The following is a 17,894-nucleotide window of genomic DNA, read 5'->3' as shown; positions in this document are numbered from 1 at the left end:
AGTGGCCATGGATGAGCATCAGCATTCTGATTTGGAAAGCCGCAAGCATCCGGTGTGCGAAGACATGCCTTATCAACTGAAGGTTTGGCGGTTTGAGCGATGGGGCTGGTATGCCCTGGTCGCCGTGGTGCTGATGGGCCTACTAGGCGTGTTTTCACGCGGGCCACTTAGCGCTCGGGAAGTCCACAGCGCAGACGGCAGGCTTTCGGCACACTACGAGATCTTTCACCGCAACGGTTCGACGAACCCGATGAAGATTGCTGTCAGTGGTCGGCCAGAGTCGCCGGTGGAGATTGAGCTTTCGGGTGATTTTCTCGACGGCTTCAGCATTGAATCCATGCAACCTGAGCCTGTTAAGTCAGTCAGCGCCGGGGACGGGATCAAGGTCTGGTTGCAAACGGATCCTCAAGGACGGGCGACGCTTTATCTGACGCTGCGAGGTGATGGCCTCGGCGGTTACACCAGCCGCCTATCGGTGCCGGGATCTTCGCCGGTGAACGTTACTCAATACATTCTGCCGTAGGTGCGCTATGGACTCGGTTTTACGTGCGGCCGCCATGTACGTGGCGTTGATGATCCTGTTCAAGATTGCCGGCCGGCGGTCTTTGGCGGAGTTGACGACCTTCGATTTCGTGCTGCTCATGATCATCGGCGAGGCTACGCAGCAGGCATTGCTTGGGGATGACTTTTCGCTGACCAATTCCATCGTCGTGATAGTCACGCTGATCGCCGTCGATGTCGGACTGTCGCTTTTGAAACGACGCTCCTCGTTCGTTTCCCGACTCATCGATGGCGAGCCCACGGTCCTCGTCGAACACGGCAAGATCCTGTACGAACGCTTGCGTCACGCGCGCCTAATCGAGGCTGACCTCATGGAGGCCGCACGTTCAAGCCAGGGCATCGAGACCGTGGAGGAGATCAAATTCGCGATATTGGAGCGAAACGGGAAGATTTCAGTGATCCCCAAGGAACACTGAAAGCCAACGGGTCAGATTTTGCGTAAGGGATAACCGGGTTGTAACACCCCTGCCACCGCGTCGATGAAATCATCCATGGACCAGGGTTTTTGCAGATAGGTCGTCGAATGAGGAATGGTCGCAGGTTCCAACATATACCCCGAAATGAGGATCGAACGCGTCGACGGCCATTTGCCCTTCACCATCTCGATAAATTCGGCCCCTTGGATTTGCCCTGGCAGCGCATGATCGACCACCACCAAGGGACACGGGACATGAGCTTCGAGCAAATGCGTGAGTGCATCATCCGCTGTGGCGAAGGCCAGAGAGGGGGCGCCAATCTCCGCCAGGATGTCGACCATCAGCGTGCGGAGCGTAGGGTCATCCTCTATGACAATGACTTTGCCGGATACGGGCAACAAACCTTCCCAATTGAGCTTCAATTTCCTGATCCCTACTCAAGGTCTATTGAGGAAGTCGAACTCGCATTGTAGACCGACAACTGACGAGCGCCAGCTAGCAAAGCCACTGTACGCCGGCGGTGGAAATAGGAGTCCGAAGAGCGCGATGTGTTCCCCGCGCCGCTGAGATTCTCTTCAAGCCCTGTCCAACTTTCGGTTCTTTCCTTACCAGGGCTGATGACAACTTTGCGCTGTGGAATGTTAAGGGGGGGGATGAAACACTCCAATGTGGTGTCGCACGTCGCGGACGTTCCCATGTGGCTTGAATACCGCCGGCCGGAGCCGGAATGCCGGTCTCGGCGGTAAGCCAAGTGTTCAGAGGACGCGAGGGTCGAGTTGCTGTTCGAATCTCGACGCTTTGAGCAGCTTTGCAAACGTCGTCTTGTCCAGCGGCCTGCTCATCAGGTAACCCTGGACTTCATGGCATTCATCTTTGCCCAGAATACCCAGTTGCTCCTCGGTCTCAACGCCTTCGGCGGTGACGGTCAACCCCATGGCTTTGCCGAGGCTGATGATGGCCTGCACCACCGCGCGGTCATTCTCACCGTTGCCGATGGAGGCGATAAATCGCTTGTCGATCTTGATACCGTCAAAGGGGTAGGCTCGCAGATAGCCCAAGGACGAATACCCGGTACCGAAATCATCCATGTTCAAACGCACCCCTAACTGCTTAAGGGCGTTCATGGTGTTCAAGGCGCCTTCTGTATCGTTGAGCATGACGTTTTCGGTGATTTCAAGTTCCAGCCGGCTCGCTGGGAACCGGGTGCCCACCAGGACCTCGCGTACATCTTCCACCACATCACTGTGGGTAAACTGCGCCGGTGACAGGTTCACCGAAAGCAACACGTCGTGAGGCCATGTCAACGCGGTCTCGCACGCTTCGCGCAATACCCAACGCCCTAAAGGAACAATCAGGTCGGTTTGTTCTGCCAGCGGGATGAACAGATCCGGTCCCAGCAACCCCTGAGTGGGGTGCTGCCACCTGACCAGTGCCTCCACGGAAACGATTTCTTTGCCATCCACCTTATAGCGTGGCTGGTAGTGCAACAAGAACTCATGATTCTTGACGGCCAAGCGCAGGTCATCTTCCATCTGACGGCGCGACTGGATCTGGTCGCTCATGTGCGATTCGAAGTAGCACCAGGTGTTTTTGCCATCGGCCTTGGCCTGGTACAGGGCGATGTCCGCGCAGCGAATCAGCTCACTGGCGATATAGCCCTGTCGACGGCTGACCGCCACCCCCACGCTGGCCCCGATGTGCAAGGCGTGCCCCTCATGATCGATCGGTTGATGCAGGCTACCGATCAGTCGGGTGCAGAACTTGTCGATCTCGCTATGAGTGTCCATCCCGTTGAGCACGACGACGAACTCATCGCCGCCTAGCCGCGCGACCAGATCGTGTTCGCGTGTGCAATCCCGCAGACGATGGGCGACCTCCTGCAACACTACGTCTCCTACCGGGTGCCCCAGGGAGTCGTTGATTGGCTTGAAATTGTCCAGATCAATCATCAGCACGGACAATGGCATGGAGTGCTCATTGAGCAGCAGGGCTTCCTCCAGAAAACGGCTGAGCTTGTTGCGATTGGGGAGCCCGGTCAGTGCGTCGTGCATCGAAAGATGCTGGATCTGAGCGTGAGCGGCGACTTCATCGGTGATGTCGCTGGCCGTGCCGCGATATCCGATCACACCGCTCTTATCGACTATCGGGCGTGCTGAAACCCGGCAGTAACGCGTTTGTCCTGATTGATCCCGATACGTGCAACGAAGGTCACTGGCATGGCTCTCCTCGGTCAGTTTGCTGAACCACAGGGAAAGCGGCGTGGTGTCACATTGCAGCAGCTCTTCGAAGTTCTGCCCCAACCACTGCCGATCGGAAAATCCAGTTACCGCACTGAAGCGACCGGACAGGTAGGTAATGACCAGGCGCCTGTCCGTCTCCCAAATCCAGTCCGAGGCCGCTTCGGCGACCGCTCGGAAGCGCTCTTCGCTGGCTTCAAGGGCATGATTGGCATCTTCCAGCGCTTTGTTGGAGCGTTGCATGGCGTCAAAACTGGTGTCCACGTATCGGGATGAGCGCAGTGCGTGCCGGAAGAGAAACGCCGTCAGCAACGTCAGGACCACGAGGACACCGGCCAGGATGGGCAACAATGACCACAGCAGGTGATGGCCCGGGCGCTCCAGCTCGGCGATCAGGCTGTAACCGGTGCTGTCCAGAGGGACTTTTTGTGGGCTGTCCGTGATCGTTTCATCAAGCGCCAAGGTCAGGTTGGTCAGGCCGTAGGCACTGCCCAGTTTGCGCAGTTTGGTGGGGGTCAATTTGTCGACGAAAACCAGGACGGATGTCGTCTTGGGATCGCCCAGCGGGCGCTCATCATTGGGCAAAATTGCCGACGCGGTGATCAGCGCAGGCCACCCCTCAAAGAGCGAATAGGTGCTGATGGGTTTGGTGAGATCGCTTTGAGTCTGTACCTGATCGACCAGGGCAGACGCCGATGCCTGAAGGTAGGCTGAGATATCGGACTTGACTAGTTGGCCTTTAACCAAGGCGTATTTGGTGTGCTCCCGATCCAGGACGAACACGCCATCGTAGCCATCCGTGGTGAACAGCGTCTTGCCCATGTTCTGGTCGGTATAGGCCCATCCCACGTCAACTTCGCCACTAAGGTGTTCGAAGGCGGTGGTCCAGTACGCATAGCTGGTGATGTAGTTTTTTGACGCAGTGATTCTGTTTTCCAATGCGCGAGCAGAATAAAACTGCGTTTCGTGCACATCGTCGCTATCCAGATGATTTGCAATGGTGAACAGGGCGCCGGCGGCCGAGATCACTCCAACAACGAACAACAGGCCTACCGCGAATGCCAAGCGTCGAGTTACAGCACTTTGACGTGAAGGGAGGGGAATTGCGTACGTGGAGATGTCCATTCGCTCGTCCTTGATCCAGTGTCACTTCATGTAGAGGTACTCACTGAGGCAATGTTCAGACTTTCAGGACAACTCCCCATGCCGACGTGAGTCCATCTGGAGTATAGGCAATCACGTCGGTGTCGCTTGTCGGCATTTAGGTGAAGGAGAATTGGCCAGCCCAATGTATTGAGCACTAGTCATGAAGTTGGGCCTGTGTCTTGATCTTTTTCAGCCAACGACTCGAAGTCGTTGAGCAGTACCGTCCAAGCTTCAAAGGCGCGCTTCTGGCGTGTCGCCGCCTCGTCCCAACGTGGTCCTGAGACTTCTTTGGCGACTACCAGCATCATCAGGCGGTTGGTTGCGGCATCCAGCTCGATGAGCAGGTGGTGGGAGGAAAAGCGAAATTCTTCGTGGGTGGACATGCAGGCACACGGCATAAAAAAGAGAGAGGTCCGGGCTATGAATGTACTTGTCCGGTGCTGGCAGTGTGTCATCAATGGGCACTGCTGACTGACCGATTAGACGATCGGTAATTCGTTTGAAATAGGCAGCGAGGGGCCCAGCCTACAGTCTGGGGCTTAACTCAGCCCTGTAGATGCGTCCTTAGTGCGTGTATTGCCAGCGCGATGACATACGTCGTATATGTACCACCATGTCTCCATCAGGCGTGCGCAAGATGGGCACGAAGCGGCCAAGGGAATGTGTGGCCGTACAGATAATTAAGGGCGCATCATGCCTCATCAGAGTTTCGCAGCGGGCATAGCCAAAGTTAAAGAAGCAGTGTTCACATCGTCCGAGCACGCAGTGACGAATGACAGAGTGCAGGCAGCCGTCCGCTTTCTGTTAGCGGTGTGCTTGTCCCTTATGCTGGTCGCCTTGTGGGAGGGATGGAGCTCACGACAATACCGGTTGCACGACAAAGAAGTGGCGATGGCGAACCTTGCGCAAACCTTGTCGTCACAGGCTCAAGCGTCGATCAAGCAAGCGGACACCGTGCTGTTCAGTCTGGTCGACCGTATTGAAGCAGGAGGGATGGGCCCGGATCAGCTACCGGTCTTGAAACGTCTGCTCAATGCCCAGCGCAATGAGTTATCGCAGTTGCACGGGTTGTTCATTTACGACGCAAGTGGTGCCTGGATAGCAGACTCCAGCGGTATCTTGCCTGCCCACGCGAACAACTCCGACCGCGAGTATTTTATTTACCATCGCGATCATCCTGAGCGCGGCCCACACGTGGGGCCATCGATCCAAAGCCGCTCCACGGGGGAATGGGTGCTGCCCGTCTCGCGCCGAATCAATAACCCGGATGGCAGCTTTGCCGGCGTAGCGTTGGCCACGATCTACCTCGACCATTTTCTCAAGCTCTACAACAGCATCGACATTGGCAACAACGGGGTCATCAACCTGATTTCCGCCGATGCCCGGATCGTCCTGCGGCGTCCTTTTAATGAAGCGATCATCGGCACCAGTGTCGCCAACGGCCCGCTCTTCACCCAACTTCTACCCAAAGGCGATTCAGGAACGGCCACCGTCAGATCATATGTGGATGGGGTCGAGCGCGTCGTCGGGTTTCGCCGCGTCAATGATTATCCGCTCGTGGTTTTCACAGCCATGAACAAAGAGGAGGTCTTGGCGAGCTGGCGACAGGAAACGTTGATGAGCACCATCATCGTCATCTCGCTCATGACCGTTTTGGGTGCTATCGGGTACCGCTTCATCCGATTGATGAAACAACAGCATCGAATTCAACACGAATTGCTGGGGACCCAGGACAAGCTACTGGAAGTCAATCGCACCCTGGAACTGCTTGCTCTGGAAGACGCCCTGACCGGATTGGCAAATCGTCGCCAGTTCGATCTGTTCACTCAGGCCGAGATTGGCCGGGCCAAGCGCGGGGAAACTCACTTGGCCTTGCTGATGATCGATGTCGACCACTTCAAACGCTTCAATGATCGCTATGGCCATCTGGTGGGCGACGAATGCTTACGCAACCTGAGCAGAATCATCCAGGAAAACATCAGACGGCCCGGCGACCTGGCCGCACGATTTGGTGGTGAGGAATTCGCAGTGGTGCTTCCTTCCACTGACTACGTCGGAGCCTTTATCGTCGCGGAAAAGATTCGCAACGCTGTCCTGCTCGCGCACATCGAACATAAAGACAGCGACCAGGGCATCGTCACCATCAGCATCGGGGTCAGTGCGTATAACCCCAAAGCCGAAGAGACGCCGGACGCGCTGATCGGTGCTGCGGATAAAGCGCTCTACATCGCCAAAACCAGCGGGCGAAACATGAGCGTGATCGCCAATTGAAAAACAGGGCTTCACGGCCTGACTCTGCAGCAAGTGCCACAGCTTATTCGCGGGATCAGGTTCTGGACGGTGCGCCCGCCTCCTCCAGCTGACGCAAACCTCTCTCAGTCACCGCATCGATGTAGCTCAGATCACCGTAGATGCGAGCCAGCAAAATAGCCCCCTCATAGTCGGCTACCAGTTGCCTTGCCAGCCGCTGCGCCTGCTCTTGGCTGTAACCGGCGCCAAACAGCTGGGTGAACGCGGCCGCCCAGTCATCCATAAAGCGCCGGATCGGCTCCATGAGTTCCACCTTGCCATAGGTGGAATCGACGGCCATAACGCCCATCAGGCAACCGATAGAGTCATCCTGAAAAAGCTTTTTAGCTTTGCGCCCCATGCGTATGAATCGCTCTGGCACAGGCAAGGCTTCATCGAAGGCGATCGAAAACAACGACTGCTGTAGCCGCTCATGCGTCCAGGCCAGCACGTCCACCAGGAGCGATTCCTTGCTGGGATAGTGATGGTAGAAGGACGCTTTGGTCAGTCCGCACGCAGTGGATAGCGCGTCCATGGTGGTGCCGTGATAGCCGAGGCGCTTGAAGGTATTGGCGCAACGCTGCAGCAGCTCGTCGCGTGGGATTTTTAAAGGGCGCACGGGCAGCTCCTGATCTAAATCATGCAGATTGATTCTATGCCATAAGAGATAGCGTCTCAATTTGACGGTTACCGAATGTTTGTTTAGTTTCTTTAAACCGAACGATTGGTAAGTAACTAAGCTCTTTTCAAATTCAGGCAGCACCTTACAAAAGGAAAGTCCCCATGAGCGAAGCAAACAGCGGTGCAGGTCGCGTCACTCGAGAACAGCGTGGTCATCTGTTCCTTATTGGCCTCGACCGGGCCGGCAAACGTAACGCCTTCGACAGCGCCATGCTGACTGATCTGGCCTTGGCCCTAGGTGAGTACGAGCGTAATGATGAGATGCGCTGCGCCGTTGTATTTGCGCATGGGGATCACTTCACTGCGGGCCTGGATCTGATGGAGCTGACGCCGAAGCTGGCCTCGGGTGGATTCAAGTACCCGGATGAAGGCATCGATCCCTGGGGCGTCGCTAAACCGCGCCGCACCAAACCAGTGGTGGTTGCTGTGCAAGGCACCTGCTGGACCGCCGGCATTGAACTGGTACTCAACGCCGATATCGCCATTGCCGCGCGCAACACCCGTTTCGCTCACCTGGAAGTGCTGCGCGGCATTTCGCCGTCCGGCGGTTCCACGGTCCGTTTTACGCAGGCCGCCGGTTGGACTAATGCCATGCGCTACATGTTGACCGGTGAAGAGTTCGGTGCTGACGAGGCGTTGGCCATGCATTTACTGACCGAAGTCGTCGAACCCGGCCAGGAGCTGTCGCGTGCCATTGAGTATGCCGAGCGCATCGCCAAAGCCGCACCTCTGGCGATCAAGGCGACCTTGCAGTCTGCCTTCCAGGCGCGTGACGACGGTGATGATGCTGCGCTCTCCAAGCTCAACGAATTGCTGTTCTCACTGATCAAGAGCGAGGACGTGCGCGAAGGAGTGATGGCGATGATGCAAAAGCGTGAGCCGGTCTTCAAAGGCCGTTGATCCATCCAGCAGGGGCAAGGAGATGCAGGAGGCCCAGCATCACTGGAAGGGTCAACGACCTCGCTCAAATGAGTGGGAGGCTTGCAGAGCCATTGCCTCTGTTGTCAGAAAACCTATCGGAACCACCGTGAACGCATTTTGCGAAAAACATCGGGTCGCCGAACAGCAGGAGTTTTTTGAATGACCCAGTCTGTTTCAGCAGCCACCTCGACGATTGAACAATTGATGCTCGTGGCCGACGACGGCTATGGCCTCGCCGCTACCCGCTATAACGCACAGGAAAATCTGAAAGGCAACCTGATCATGGCGGGGGCAACAGGCGTGCAGCAGCGCTTCTATCGCCGCTTTGCCGAGCACGCCAGCCAGCAGGGCTTCAACGTTCTAACCATCGATTACCGAGGTATCGGTGACTCCCGGCCTCAAACGCTGAAAGGTTTCGAGATGTCCTATTTGGACTGGGGGATCCGCGATCTGGCGGCGGCCGTTGAGTTCATGGACAGCGACGATGTTCCGCTTTTTTGGATCGGTCACTCCTTTGGCGGGCACGCTTTGGGCTTGTTGCCCAACCACCACAAAATCACTGCTGCCTACTGTTTCGGCACCGGCGCCGGATGGGCTGGATGGATGCCTTGGCATGAGGCGTTGAAGGTTCGCCTGCTGTGGTCTTGCGTGCTACCGCTCATTGTCTCGTACAAGGGATATATGGCCTGGAGCATGCTGGGGATGGGTGAAGACCTGCCGCTGAGCGTCTACAAAGATTGGCGGCGCTGGTGCGCTCATCCGCATTATTTCTTCGATGATCCGACCATGGCCGCGGTCGCACGCCTTTACGCGCAAGTGCGCATGCCGTGCATTTTTGCCAATGCGGTGGACGATCCCTGGGCGCCTCCCATATCGCGCGACGCCTTCATCAAAGGCTACCGAAATCTGCCCTTTTTGACCGTCGATCTTCATCCCAGAACGAAAAGACAACCTATTGGGCATATGGGTTATTTTCGCACCGCCAGTACGGATTTCTGGAATGAGGCACTCGACTGGTTTGTGCTACAGCGGGAAAACGCGGCGCTGCCGGCGACCGGCCGCTGACTTGGCGGAGCCCAACCAAGGGCGTACGTTCTGCAATAATGAAGCATACGGCGGGTACGGCGTGATTCATGGCTCGTGCCTGCCAATGACGTTCTCTTGGAGGCATTTCATGCGAGACATTATCGACGGATTCCTGCGCTTTCAGCGTGAGGTCTATCCGCAACGCATCGAGCTGTTTAAACAGCTTGCGACTGAACAAAACCCCAAGGCGTTGTTCGTTACTTGCTCGGACAGTCGCGTAGTGCCCGAACTCCTAACTCAGCGTGAACCTGGTGAGCTGTTTGTGATTCGTAACGCCGGGAACATTGTGCCCTCCTACGGCCCTGAACCGGGCGGCGTCTCGGCCACCGTCGAATATGCGGTCGCTGTGCTCGGCGTAAAGGATATTGTGATCTGCGGTCATTCGGACTGCGGAGCGATGGGTGCGATTTCGCGCTGCACGTGTCTGGACCATCTTCCGGCGGTCGCCAACTGGCTTCGTCACTCGGATGCCGCGAAAGCGATCAATGCCGCGCACGAGTACGACACCCCTCGGGCGAAGCTGGATGGGCTCGTGCGTGAAAACGTGATTGCGCAGCTGGCGAATCTGCGTACACACCCCTCCGTGGCCCTCGCGCTGGAGCAAGGACGTCTGAATCTACATGGGTGGGTTTACGACATCGAGGCCGGCTGTATCGATGCGTTGGATGGTGCAACACGACGCTTCGTTTCACTTGCCGATTCGCCGAACACTGTCGCGATTACTGCACATGGTAGAAATCAGATGTAGCGGCAGTTTAACCGCCTGACAGGCCGGGAGCCATTCGTGGAAGCCCTCGACTCAGCCCTCATGGCGGCGCGAGCCCAGTTCGCGATCACCATCAGTTTTCATATCGTGCTGGCAGCGTTCACCATTGGTCTGGCAAACTTTCTGCTGGTACTAGAGGCGTTGTGGCTCAAGAGCCGTCGCGAAATCTATCTGGATGTCTATCGCTACTGGCTCAAGGTGTTCGCCCTGAATGTTGCGGTGGGCACGGCCTCAGGGCTGATTCTGGAATATCAGTTTGGGCTGAACTGGTCGCGTCTGGCGGTGCAGGCGGGCGATATCCTCGGGCCGTTGATGTTCTACGAAGTGCTGGCGGCATTTTTCCTTGAAGCCGGCTTCTTGGGCATCATGCTTTTCGGGTTGAAGAAGGTCGGCCCACGTCTGCATTTCTTCGCCACCGGCGCGGTAGCCATGGGCTCGCTGATCAGCGCGTTCTGGATTCTGTCAGCCAGTTCGTGGATGCATACGCCCGCCGGCTATTCGATGACGGCGGACGGGCGCTTTCTGGCCGAAGACTGGTGGGCGATCATTTTCAATCCCTCGTTTCCCTATCGCCTGACGCACATGATACTGGCCGCGCTGCTGGGCTCGGCGACGCTGGTGGCGGGGGCCAGCGCCTGGCAGTTGCTCAAGACCTCGCACAATCCCCGCGCTCGCCTGCAATTGTCCATGGCCTTATGGACGGTCGTGGTTCTAACTCCCGTGCAAATCCTGGTCGGCGATCTGCATGGCGAACACACGTTGAAGGTGCAACCTCAGAAGGTTGCCGCCATTGAAGGTTCATGGACACGTCCACCCCCAGGTGCAGGTGAACCGCTGCGACTGTTCGGCTGGCCGGATATGTCCGAGCGGCGAAACCACTGGGAAGTGGCGATCCCGCGCATTGGCTCGCTGTACCTTCGCCATGACCTGAGCGGCACCATCGCCGCACTGGACGAATTCGCGCCTGGGGACATTCCGCCGGTACCGCCGGTGTTTTTCGCGTTTCGCTTGATGGTCGGGTTGGGCTTGATGATGTTCGCGCAAGGCATCGTCAGTCTCGTTCTGCGCTGTCGCAAGCGACTGTACATTGCCCGCGGGTGGTTATGGAGCTGTGTGTTAATGGCCCCTGCAGGGTTTGTAGCGATGATCAGTGGCTGGACGGTCACTGAGGTGGGGCGTCAGCCCTTTACCGTCTACGGGTTGCTGCGCACGGCCGACAGTGTGTCACGGGTCTCACGCGAGCAGGTGATGGCCTCGACCTGGGTGATCTTACTGTTCTATGGGCTGGTGTTCGGCATCGGTTTGTGGGTGCTGATGCGTGTGCTCCGTGAGCCACCGCGCCGTGGCGAGCCGGGACCACAGCCATCATTGCCTGACGAAACCGGACAAACTTGAGGATACGAGTCGATGGACACTGACTGGTTGACCCTGTTGTGTGCAGCAGCGCTGGCATTCTCGGTGATGAACTACGTGCTGCTCGACGGAACCGATCTGGGTGTCGGCATACTGCTGGGCCTGACGCATAGCAGCCGCGATCGACGCGCCATGGCTGTGACCATCCTGCCGATTTGGGACGCCAACGAAACCTGGCTGGTCCTCGGCGGCGGCGGGCTTCTGGCCTTGTTTCCGTTGGCCTACGCCATTTTGCTCCCCGCGTTGTACTTGCCCTTTATTGCGATGTTTCTGGCGTTGATACTGCGCGCCATGGCGCTGGAGTTTCGTGATCACGCGCCCAGCGAGGGCATCAAGCGGCTGATCGATGGTGGGTTGCTGTGTGGCTCGCTATGCACCGGACTGATTCAAGGTGTGGTGCTTGGCACCCTGGTCAAAGGCGTTCCTCACCAGGGCAGCCAGTACAGTGGCGATGGCAGCGAATGGCTCGAACCCTTTCCGCTTTTTTGCGGCTTGGTACTCGTGCTGGGCTATACATGGCTGGGCGCTTGCTGGCTGTATTGGCGAACCGTTGATGAACTGCAACGTCGGTCTGCGCGTCAGGCGAAGCAGCTGGCCTGGGTCACCATTGGGCTTTTGCTGGTGTTGATCGGTTGGACAACGACTTTGCACGGTCAGTACTTGCTGCGGCTGACGGCGCCGGTGGTGTGGCTGCCGGCGCTTTCAATTCTGACTGGTTTGCTGGTGACGTTCAGAGCGGGGTTTCGCAGTCGTTTTGACTGGATGCCGCTATTCTGCGCCTTGGGGGTATTCGTATTGGCGTTCGCCTTGATGCTCGTCGCGCTGTATCCCCTCATCATCCCGCCGGATCTGACGTTGCAAGCCGCCACCTCAAAGCCCGACAGCCAGATCTTCATGCTCGTCGACTTTGCGGTGTTGATACCGGTGACGCTGATTTACAACACGTACGGCTTCAGTGTTTTTAGCGGCAAGGTTCGCGCACAGGAAAAAAGCTGAAAGACGCAGGATCCCGAATTGCCGTCGATCGCTGTCCGGTCAGTGCTTGGCGGGTTGAGGTGAGCTACGGATCATTCCTTCGCATTTTTTCTGAATCCACGAAGATTCATCGCGAACAGGAAAACCTGAAGGATGATCAGCGCATACGCATGGGTGTGATACCCCCACACGACTCACAATGCATTGCTGATGATAAAAAGTATGAATCCCGCCATACGGCGACTCGGCCGTTGGGAGCCAATCCACCAGGCAGCAAGTACAGTCACGACCATCGCTGGCCACTGTACCCAGTCAAGATCGAACTGGCTCATGACAGGTCACCACAAGACTGTTTTGCATACTTCTTCGTACCAGTCCGTTGATCTGACTTTGCGAAAGCATAGTGAACTCATGTCGGCCCAAGTCCTTCCGTATGAAGACAAATGTCTGTCTTTCCAAAGTACGAGGACATCACCATGCGAGCAATGACCTACCACGGCGCCCATGACGTCAGAGTTGAAAGCGTGCCGGACCCGATACTGGAAGCCCCTGACGATATTATTCTGCGCGTTACCGCCACGGCCATCTGCGGTTCGGATTTGCATCTGTACCGCGGCAAGATTCCCACCGTCGAACATGGCGATATCTTCGGTCACGAGTTCATGGGTATTGTCGAAGAGACCGGTTCTGCTGTCACGGCCGTGCAGCGTGGTGATCGGGTCGTGATTCCCTTCGTCATCGCCTGTGGTGATTGTTTTTTCTGCCAACAGGAGCTTTACGCCGCGTGCGAGACCACCAATTCGGGCCCGGGCGCTGCGATGAACAAGAAGCTGATTCCGCCGCCGGCGGCGCTGTTCGGGTATAGCCGAATGTACGGCGGTATTCCGGGCGGTCAGGCTGAACTGGTGAGGGTGCCCAAAGCCAATACCGGGCCATTCAAGGTTCCAGGCACGCTGGCGGACGAGAAGGTGCTGTTTCTCTCCGATATTCTTCCAACCGCCTGGCAAGCGGTCCTCAATGCCAACATCAGTCAAGGATCCAGCGTGGCGATCTACGGAGCCGGCCCGGTGGGGCTGTTAAGTGCTGCCTGCGCCCGCATGCTCGGGGCGGAGCGCATTTTCATGGTCGACCATCATCCGTATCGTCTGGAGTACGCGCAGCGTACCTATGGCGTGATACCCATAAATTTCGATGACGACGATGATCCGGCTGACACCATCATTCGCCAGACACCGGGCAGCAGGGGTGTGGACGGCGTGATCGACGCGGTCGGATTCGAAGCCAAGGGCAGCACCACCGAAACGGTGCTGGCCACGCTCAAGCTTGAAGGCAGTAGTGGTAAAGCACTGCGCCAGTGCATCGCCGCCGTGCGGCGCGGGGGTGTGGTAAGTGTGCCGGGAGTGTACTCAGGGTTCATTCACGGCTTTCTATTCGGCGACGCTTTCGACAAGGGGCTGACGTTCAAGATGGGTCAGACCCATGTACAGCGATTCCTGCCTGAGCTTCTGGAACACATCGAGACGGGACGTCTGCAACCTGAAGCCATTATCACCCACAGGTTGTCCCTGGAGCAGGCGGCTGAAGGTTACCGGATCTTCGACAAAAAACAGGAAAACTGCCGCAAGGTTATTCTGACTCCCGGCAGCACCGACGTCCCCCTCTCCGACGTCAATGAAACTCCGCCAATGGTGCCAGTCGCCTGAAGGTAAGCATAGGTGTCGGCCGCTGAGCGTGGCGGAACTGGGAAGTGAATGAGGCCTGTCGTCGCAACGGACGACAGGCCTCGCACTTAAGCTGGACCACGGTAGTTATAACCGGCAATACCCTCTAGGTCCCTTGGCCTATGCCTTCGACTGCCCGCCGATAATTTGCCGTCGCTTTCTCAATCATTGCCCGGCGCTCTTCCCTGGTGATGAACCCCTCTTCGCAATACTCCTCGGCAAGACGCAGTAATTCATCGTACTGCTCAGGTGCGCTCGTTCGTATCTCGGAATGATTGAGCAGTCGCTCCCAAGTTTCCAGTGCATTCGCCTTTCTATCTTCATACATGACGCAGCCCTCAGTATATGACCGGTAGAAACGGACGGTACGTATAGGGTTCAGCGCCAGTGACGAGTGGGTGGTTGGGCGTCCGCTTTTGACCGGTAGCTGCTCTTCATAAGGCCCAAACATAAAAACCCCGGCTCGCGGCTCCAGATCTAGTACCGAGTGCTCAAGAACTTGCTTGGCCATCTATTGGGCCAATTGGGGGCGTAGGAAAATTTCCGTCAGCTCGTCATTATGAGGCAGCTCAGAGGGAAGAACTCAGCATGCGCCCTTACCCGCACATTGACTGGCGTGACATCTAATTATGAATTTTCACATAATTTTGCATAATTCCATTTATTGACATCTCCTGTGCCGTAAATGTCCGCCACTTGGCGATTTGTTGCGAAAAGTGATGCTTTCATAAAATTATCCCTTGGCAAACTTACGATCCAAATGCCAGCCGACAGCCCTGACGAGTTCTGATTCCAAACGTTGGCTCTGGTCATGATGGATTCCGGCTTATGCCGTTTCCAATAGCTCCATCGGAACCGTCGGCCTGCATCACTCATGTATTGCGCTCATCGCCACCCAGGCCCTGCCGGCAGCAACTGATGCCGTCGCGAGATTTTAGCGGCCGAACAGCAAGGACTGGGGGCAGATCTACCGACCTAGATACCCATTTTCAAAGTGCTCCATCTTTCTGAAGAACTTCAGCCAACGTGGGGAGCTGACGCCGAACCTGTTCGCACCTAACCCTCGACCTTGTGCATACCAGTTGATGGCTGCGGTCGACCGAATCAACCTGAAGGAAGGCCGTGGTGCCATACGCATAGGACGAATTCCCGAAAAGCCCAAATGGGCTGTGCGCCGTGCGATGCTGAGCCTGCGCTACACAATATGCTGGCATGAACGGATTGGGGTGAGAGGCTGACTCGGCTCTAGCGAACAAAATTGTGCTTCTGAAATTCCGACAAGGGTTCTTCCAAACTTTTGCCCAATTCCATTCCAATTTCCGCTCCAAATTCATTACCAATTTCGTTCCTAAAAATCTGCACAAATTTCTGTTCAAAAAATTGCTTTCCCTGTAAGCCTTTAAATTCGAGGAGTTGCTATAAAAATATTGTGCGCGGAAATTTGCACCCCGAATGCCATTTCCAATAGAAGGTGTGCGATGTCGGCTCAGTTTATTCAAGGCAACCATTGGCTTGAGCCCCTTACTCCATCCGGCGGATATCCGGCGGATGTGCTTGCGATCGCTGACGAACTACCTTTGCTCGTTGGTCGCCTGCAGGGCTCCATTGCGCCGGAGACCGCCAAGCGCGTCGGCGAGCTCATGCGCATCACGAACAGCTACTACTCTAATCTGATCGAGGGGCAGTTCATCGAGCCAGCCAGTCTGGCTCCGTGGGTGAAGGTTCGTGTACCGAAGGAGCTTCGCGAGCTGGCATTTACTCACGTCGTGGTTCAGGAGGTGTTGGAGCGGACGGTTAATCGGTATCCAGACCTCACATGGAAGATGCTTTTCTCTCGCGAAGTACTCGGCGCAGTGCACAGGCGCCTCTTCGAGGGCGCCTCTGATGACGACCTGCGGGTTGAGGCAGGCCAGCTGATGATGCCTGGGAAGCTTCGTGATGAAGCGCAGAAGAACGTCTTCGTCGGCGACCATGCTGCGCCTGGGTGGGAATCAGTGGGGGCGATGATTGCACGCATGAAAGAGGTCTACGGGGCGGCCCAGGATCCTCGGAGCCAATTGCTCGGGGCTGTGGCTTTCCACCACCGCCTAGCCTTCACGCACCCGTTCAAGGACGGAAACGGGCGACTGATTCGGATGATGACGCACCTGCAGCTGGTGAAGATCGGCCTGGGTTCGCCGCTATGGTCCATTTCCCGAGGCCTCGCTCGGCGCCGGGATGACTACTACGCCAAACTTCGCGCTGCTGATCAGCCTCGCCGGGGAGACCTTGATGGCCGCGGCCAACTAACGCAGGCCGGGCTAATCAACTTTGTTCGCTTCATGCTCGAGGTCTGCAAGGAACAGGTCCTCTACACGACCGAAGCCATGGCCGTGCACACCCTGCGTGATCGACTGGAGCGCATTGTGCGCTACGAGCCGCGGTTCATTGACGCAGGGGTCAGACCGGAGGCTGCTCGTGCACTGCACATGCTGCTGATCCAAGGCCAAGCATCGCGGTCAGATTTTAAGGTCTTTCTAGGACTTGGTGATCGAGCGGCTATCGAGCAATTGAAGGTCCTTATCCAGCTCCAATTGGTTGAAGCACCAACACCGAAATCTCGAGAGGTGTATCCAGGGCTTCCCGTGTGGTTTGCGCAGCTTGTTTTCCCTGACTTGCATCAAGGTCTCAGCTAGCACTCGGCTCGTTGACCCGTCAGCCACTAAGGCGTGGCTCTTAGAGGCCAAGGCAATCAGGCAGAGGTGCCCCCCTAAAAATCACTCTCCATGCGACACCAAGTAAAAGAGCGCGAAGCCCTTGGCAGCGTCCTGTTTCCAGTTGGGCTCCCGTCACTACTACACTCAAACTGAGTTTGGAACGCATTGACTTAGCATGTCGGGCGTGAAAATCCCGACACGCTGCGCATCAGTACGCGTAGAGACCTCAGGATCTCCTTCGATGTATGCGCGACCACTTTCAACAGAATAAACGTAGGCAACGGCATCAGGTGCTACGACTTTATCGATAGAGACAAGTGGTTCCATCATCCACCGACCTGATCGATTCATGTGATCCGGAGTCACCAACAAGATGCTTTCCACCTGTAGCCCGCTGCCCTGGTCTGAAAGAAGAGACTGGAGAAGGTTAACGTCTCCGATCATCAGCATCGGCCGCAGATCAAAATCTTGATTCTTCTCTACAGCAGCCACATAGAGCCAAGGTCGATGTATTGAATGCTCGACGTATCGCCACGTAATGACGTCGCTGAACAGATCTGCGTCCATCACTCGCGCCTGCAAATGAGTCAAAAACATCGCTGATCCCCCAAATATGCTGTGTATAGCATAGCCCAACTTACTCCGAGAAGGCTTCATCGTTCCTTTTGTGAGCAGATGAAATGCGATCGGTACTGAAGAAAGCCTTAGGGGCGGCCCTCCGGGCTTATCGAATCAAGCGCCAGATTCCGCAAGAAGGAATGGGCCCAAGCCAGAGCTATATCAGCAACTTAGAGACAGGAAGGTGGAGTCCTTCATTGGAGAAAATTGAACAGATGGCCTCTGTACTCGGCGTCCATCCAGCTACCATCATCGTTGCTGGGTACATCTACGCAGAGGAAAACTCAAACGCTGCCGAGGTCCTCAAACGGATTGAGTCAGAATTACAAGAGATTCAGTTACGTTGAGTGTTTGAAACAAGCAATCCG

18 protein-coding genes and 1 pseudogene are annotated in these 17,894 nt (G+C 56.4%); 12 read left to right on the top strand and 7 right to left on the bottom strand.

The features are described 5' to 3' along the window. Window positions 1–7: 7 nt before the first annotated feature. Complete coding sequence (locus KVQ82_RS01430; RefSeq protein WP_222017658.1) at window positions 8–523, top strand: hypothetical protein; 516 nt, start codon at window positions 8–10, stop codon at window positions 521–523. A gap of 7 nt (window positions 524–530) precedes the next feature. After that, complete coding sequence (locus KVQ82_RS01425) at window positions 531–977, top strand: DUF421 domain-containing protein (RefSeq protein WP_150631385.1); 447 nt, start codon at window positions 531–533, stop codon at window positions 975–977. A gap of 11 nt (window positions 978–988) precedes the next feature. On the opposite strand, the gene KVQ82_RS01420 is transcribed toward KVQ82_RS01425, so the two are convergent. The 3 genes from KVQ82_RS01420 to KVQ82_RS01410 all read right to left on the bottom strand — a co-directional run bounded on the left by KVQ82_RS01420 (window position 989) and on the right by KVQ82_RS01410 (window position 4,743). After that, complete coding sequence (locus tag KVQ82_RS01420) at window positions 989–1,399, bottom strand: response regulator (RefSeq protein ID WP_150631384.1); 411 nt, start codon at window positions 1,397–1,399, stop codon at window positions 989–991. A 333-nt stretch (window positions 1,400–1,732) separates the two neighbouring features. Continuing rightward, window positions 1,733–4,339 carry an EAL domain-containing protein gene (locus tag KVQ82_RS01415; protein WP_150631383.1) on the bottom strand — a complete coding sequence of 869 codons (2,607 nt, stop codon included), beginning with the start codon at window positions 4,337–4,339 and terminating at the stop codon, window positions 1,733–1,735. A 179-nt stretch (window positions 4,340–4,518) separates the two neighbouring features. Beyond that, the gene (locus tag KVQ82_RS01410; protein ID WP_150631382.1) at window positions 4,519–4,743 is read right to left on the bottom strand and encodes a hypothetical protein; all 225 of its coding nucleotides are present in this window, start codon (window positions 4,741–4,743) and stop codon (window positions 4,519–4,521) included. 310 nt (window positions 4,744–5,053) lie between these two features. Here KVQ82_RS01410 and KVQ82_RS01405 point away from each other — a divergent pair, with 310 nt between their 5' ends. Then, window positions 5,054–6,631 carry a sensor domain-containing diguanylate cyclase gene (locus KVQ82_RS01405; protein ID WP_222017656.1) on the top strand — a complete coding sequence of 526 codons (1,578 nt, stop codon included), beginning with the start codon at window positions 5,054–5,056 and terminating at the stop codon, window positions 6,629–6,631. A gap of 55 nt (window positions 6,632–6,686) precedes the next feature. Here KVQ82_RS01405 and KVQ82_RS01400 read toward each other — a convergent pair whose 3' ends face one another. Next, window positions 6,687–7,268, bottom strand: coding sequence for a TetR/AcrR family transcriptional regulator (locus KVQ82_RS01400; RefSeq protein ID WP_150631381.1), 582 nt, complete (start codon window positions 7,266–7,268; stop codon window positions 6,687–6,689). A 164-nt stretch (window positions 7,269–7,432) separates the two neighbouring features. Between KVQ82_RS01400 and KVQ82_RS01395 the strand changes: the two genes are divergently transcribed. From KVQ82_RS01395 to cydB, 5 genes are all read left to right on the top strand, one after another. Then, window positions 7,433–8,230, top strand: coding sequence for a crotonase/enoyl-CoA hydratase family protein (locus KVQ82_RS01395; protein WP_150631380.1), 798 nt, complete (start codon window positions 7,433–7,435; stop codon window positions 8,228–8,230). 180 nt (window positions 8,231–8,410) lie between these two features. Continuing rightward, entirely contained in the window at window positions 8,411–9,316 is a 906-nt protein-coding gene (locus KVQ82_RS01390; protein WP_150631379.1) for an alpha/beta fold hydrolase, read from the top strand. A 109-nt stretch (window positions 9,317–9,425) separates the two neighbouring features. Beyond that, window positions 9,426–10,085, top strand: a complete 660-nt coding sequence (locus tag KVQ82_RS01385) for a carbonic anhydrase (protein WP_150631378.1) — start codon at window positions 9,426–9,428, stop codon at window positions 10,083–10,085. 36 nt (window positions 10,086–10,121) lie between these two features. Then, a complete protein-coding gene (locus KVQ82_RS01380; RefSeq protein ID WP_150631377.1) occupies window positions 10,122–11,498 on the top strand; it encodes a cytochrome ubiquinol oxidase subunit I in 1,377 nt (458 codons plus the stop codon). Between the two features lie 12 nt (window positions 11,499–11,510). Beyond that, entirely contained in the window at window positions 11,511–12,512 is a 1,002-nt protein-coding gene (gene cydB / locus KVQ82_RS01375; RefSeq protein ID WP_150631376.1) for a cytochrome d ubiquinol oxidase subunit II, read from the top strand. A 71-nt stretch (window positions 12,513–12,583) separates the two neighbouring features. On the opposite strand, the pseudogene KVQ82_RS31465 reads toward cydB, so the two are convergent. After that, window positions 12,584–12,823 (bottom strand): annotated as a pseudogene (locus KVQ82_RS31465) (hypothetical protein). A gap of 144 nt (window positions 12,824–12,967) precedes the next feature. Between KVQ82_RS31465 and KVQ82_RS01370 the strand changes: the two are divergent. After that, the gene (locus KVQ82_RS01370) at window positions 12,968–14,194 is read left to right on the top strand and encodes a zinc-dependent alcohol dehydrogenase (protein ID WP_150631375.1); all 1,227 of its coding nucleotides are present in this window, start codon (window positions 12,968–12,970) and stop codon (window positions 14,192–14,194) included. A gap of 124 nt (window positions 14,195–14,318) precedes the next feature. On the opposite strand, the gene KVQ82_RS31460 is transcribed toward KVQ82_RS01370, so the two are convergent. Continuing rightward, window positions 14,319–14,723, bottom strand: coding sequence for a hypothetical protein (locus tag KVQ82_RS31460; protein WP_224788061.1), 405 nt, complete (start codon window positions 14,721–14,723; stop codon window positions 14,319–14,321). Between the two features lie 574 nt (window positions 14,724–15,297). On the opposite strand from KVQ82_RS31460, the gene KVQ82_RS31455 reads away from it, so the two are divergent. Both KVQ82_RS31455 and KVQ82_RS01355 read left to right on the top strand, forming a co-directional pair. Beyond that, entirely contained in the window at window positions 15,298–15,450 is a 153-nt protein-coding gene (locus tag KVQ82_RS31455) for a DUF4113 domain-containing protein (protein ID WP_224788060.1), read from the top strand. Between the two features lie 240 nt (window positions 15,451–15,690). Next, window positions 15,691–16,887, top strand: a complete 1,197-nt coding sequence (locus KVQ82_RS01355) for a Fic family protein (protein ID WP_224788059.1) — start codon at window positions 15,691–15,693, stop codon at window positions 16,885–16,887. A gap of 165 nt (window positions 16,888–17,052) precedes the next feature. Here the strand turns inward: KVQ82_RS01355 and KVQ82_RS01350 are convergent, their stop codons facing one another. After that, complete coding sequence (locus KVQ82_RS01350) at window positions 17,053–17,475, bottom strand: hypothetical protein (protein ID WP_150631374.1); 423 nt, start codon at window positions 17,473–17,475, stop codon at window positions 17,053–17,055. Between the two features lie 113 nt (window positions 17,476–17,588). On the opposite strand from KVQ82_RS01350, the gene KVQ82_RS01345 reads away from it, so the two are divergent. Continuing rightward, a complete protein-coding gene (locus KVQ82_RS01345; RefSeq protein WP_150631373.1) occupies window positions 17,589–17,873 on the top strand; it encodes a helix-turn-helix domain-containing protein in 285 nt (94 codons plus the stop codon). Window positions 17,874–17,894: the final 21 nt, after the last annotated feature.

Source organism: Pseudomonas sp. AO-1 (assembly GCF_019775695.1).
GTDB classification, from domain to species: Bacteria; Pseudomonadota; Gammaproteobacteria; order Pseudomonadales; family Pseudomonadaceae; genus Aquipseudomonas; species Aquipseudomonas parakoreensis.
This window is presented reverse-complemented; position numbering and strand designations above follow the sequence as displayed.

Excerpts from the sequence above, each read along its gene's own strand:
- KVQ82_RS01415 (WP_150631383.1), bottom strand. The coding sequence starts at position 4,339 with ATGGACATCTCCACGTACGCAATTCCCCTCCCTTCACGTCAAAGTGCT.
- KVQ82_RS01385 (WP_150631378.1), top strand. The coding sequence starts at position 9,426 with ATGCGAGACATTATCGACGGATTCCTGCGCTTTCAGCGTGAGGTCTAT.
- KVQ82_RS01430 (WP_222017658.1), top strand. The coding sequence starts at position 8 with ATGGATGAGCATCAGCATTCTGATTTGGAAAGCCGCAAGCATCCGGTG.
- KVQ82_RS01355 (WP_224788059.1), top strand. The coding sequence starts at position 15,691 with ATGTCGGCTCAGTTTATTCAAGGCAACCATTGGCTTGAGCCCCTTACT.
- KVQ82_RS01395 (WP_150631380.1), top strand. The coding sequence starts at position 7,433 with ATGAGCGAAGCAAACAGCGGTGCAGGTCGCGTCACTCGAGAACAGCGT.
- KVQ82_RS31460 (WP_224788061.1), bottom strand. The coding sequence starts at position 14,723 with ATGGCCAAGCAAGTTCTTGAGCACTCGGTACTAGATCTGGAGCCGCGA.
- KVQ82_RS01390 (WP_150631379.1), top strand. The coding sequence starts at position 8,411 with ATGACCCAGTCTGTTTCAGCAGCCACCTCGACGATTGAACAATTGATG.
- KVQ82_RS01370 (WP_150631375.1), top strand. The coding sequence starts at position 12,968 with ATGCGAGCAATGACCTACCACGGCGCCCATGACGTCAGAGTTGAAAGC.
- KVQ82_RS01350 (WP_150631374.1), bottom strand. The coding sequence starts at position 17,475 with ATGGACGCAGATCTGTTCAGCGACGTCATTACGTGGCGATACGTCGAG.
- cydB (WP_150631376.1), top strand. The coding sequence starts at position 11,511 with ATGGACACTGACTGGTTGACCCTGTTGTGTGCAGCAGCGCTGGCATTC.
- KVQ82_RS01345 (WP_150631373.1), top strand. The coding sequence starts at position 17,589 with ATGCGATCGGTACTGAAGAAAGCCTTAGGGGCGGCCCTCCGGGCTTAT.
- KVQ82_RS31455 (WP_224788060.1), top strand. The coding sequence starts at position 15,298 with ATGGCTGCGGTCGACCGAATCAACCTGAAGGAAGGCCGTGGTGCCATA.
- KVQ82_RS01425 (WP_150631385.1), top strand. The coding sequence starts at position 531 with ATGGACTCGGTTTTACGTGCGGCCGCCATGTACGTGGCGTTGATGATC.
- KVQ82_RS01410 (WP_150631382.1), bottom strand. The coding sequence starts at position 4,743 with ATGTCCACCCACGAAGAATTTCGCTTTTCCTCCCACCACCTGCTCATC.
- KVQ82_RS01405 (WP_222017656.1), top strand. The coding sequence starts at position 5,054 with ATGCCTCATCAGAGTTTCGCAGCGGGCATAGCCAAAGTTAAAGAAGCA.